1 protein-coding gene is annotated in these 1,701 nt (G+C 62.6%); it reads left to right on the forward strand.

The window, feature by feature from the left end:
• Positions 1-668: 668 nt before the first annotated feature.
• Positions 669-1,214 (forward strand): GTP cyclohydrolase I FolE, encoded by a 546-nt coding sequence (folE, locus tag ACE04A_RS05000; protein ID WP_259248189.1) that lies wholly within the window; start codon positions 669-671, stop codon positions 1,212-1,214.
• Positions 1,215-1,701: the final 487 nt, after the last annotated feature.

The following is a 1,701-nucleotide window of genomic DNA, read 5'->3' on the forward strand; positions in this document are numbered from 1 at the left end:
CACCCTCGACCCGCGCAAACAGAGGCCCGCCGCACGCAACCCATCAACCGCATCCACCCGACCGGCCACAGATCGCCTTCGTAGGATGGGTGAAGTGCGGCACCGTCGACCCGCGCAAACAGGTGCCCGCCGCACGTAACCCATCAACCGCATCCACGCGATGCGTCACAGATCGTCCTTCGTAGGATGGGTGAAGTGCGGCAACGTCGGCCCGCGAAAACAGGTGCCGGCCGCACGTAACCCATCAGCAGCATCCCCCCGCCGGGCCACAGATCGCCCTTCGTAGGATGGGTGAAGTGCGGCAATGTCGACCCGCGCAAACAGGTGCCCAACGCACGCAACCCATCAGCAGCATCCACCCGACGGCCCACAGACCGCCTTCGTAGGATGGGTGAAGTGCGGCACCCTCGACCCGCGCAAACAAGTGCCGAACGCACGTAACCCATCAACCGCCCCCCCCCAACGAACCACAGATCGCCCCTCGCAAGACAGGCAAAGTGCGACACCCTCGACCCGCTGATCAAGTACGCTGTCGAGAACCGTGGCGTGTAAGTCGCGGTCGGCCAATGATGGCAATCCCGCCCTGCGGTAGACTTGCCTGCAATTCCGCGTCGCCGACGCGGCACGACACGACGCCACGACGAACGCGTTGCCCCAGGAGTCCCCCCATGTCATTGGAAAAGCATTACACCGCCATTCTCGAAGCGCTAGGGGAAGACCCGTCCCGCGAAGGCTTGGCCGATACGCCCGCCCGCGCGGCCAAGGCCATGCGCCATCTGTGCCGTGGCTACACGCAGAACCTGGACGAAATCGTCAACGGCGCGCTGTTCACGTCCGACACGCGCGAAATTGTCCTGGTGAAGAACATCGAACTGTATTCGCTGTGCGAACACCACATGCTGCCCTTCATCGGCAAGGCGCACGTGGCCTACCTGCCGGCCGGCAAGGTGCTGGGCCTGTCCAAGGTGGCACGCATTGTGGAAATGTATGCGCGCCGCCTGCAAATCCAGGAAAACCTCAGCCGCCAGGTGGCCGAAGCCGTGCAAAGCGTGACCGGCGCGGCAGGCGTGGCCGTGGTGATCGAAGCCCAGCACATGTGCATGATGATGCGCGGCGTGGAAAAGCAGAATTCGTCCATGGTGACCTCGGTGATGCTGGGCGAGTTTCACGACAACCCATCCACGCGGGCCGAATTCCTCAGCCTGATCCGCTGATACTCCTTCAATCCCCGTAACGGGCGGTGCGGCCAGGCAGGCTGCACCGCCCGTTTCACTTGGCATTGAATCGGCAGAGATAGCCCCAGCCACGGGCCTTGCTCGGTCAATTGCCTGCAAGCCTTTCGCGCCCACGGACCGGATTCGCGCGCCTTGTGCGCCCCGCGCTGAATATCAGACCAAATCCGTATTCTGACGAGCCGTATCAAGGCCAATTGAAACGGCTCAAATCCCCGTTGCAAGCAGCTGTTTTCATGCGAACGGCCGACGCCAGCGCGCTCTACATTGAAGTCATTCGCAGCCCCCTCACAATCATTACGCTGCGAACCGCGGCCAAGCGATCGGAGCCGCCACAGCCTCCGAAAGCAAACGTCGTGAGATGTCTAGTTGTTGTTTGAAGTTGCAGTCGTCGCAGCAAAAACGGTGTTGCCGCCTTCCCCCCCCCCGATCTGGCGCACCGTTCGCAGCAACTTTACCCCGGCCGGCC

Source organism: Achromobacter colocynthidis (assembly GCF_057334535.1).

Coding starts and splice junctions, on each gene's coding strand:
- folE (WP_259248189.1), top strand. CDS start 669: ATGTCATTGGAAAAGCATTACACCGCCATTCTCGAAGCGCTAGGGGAA.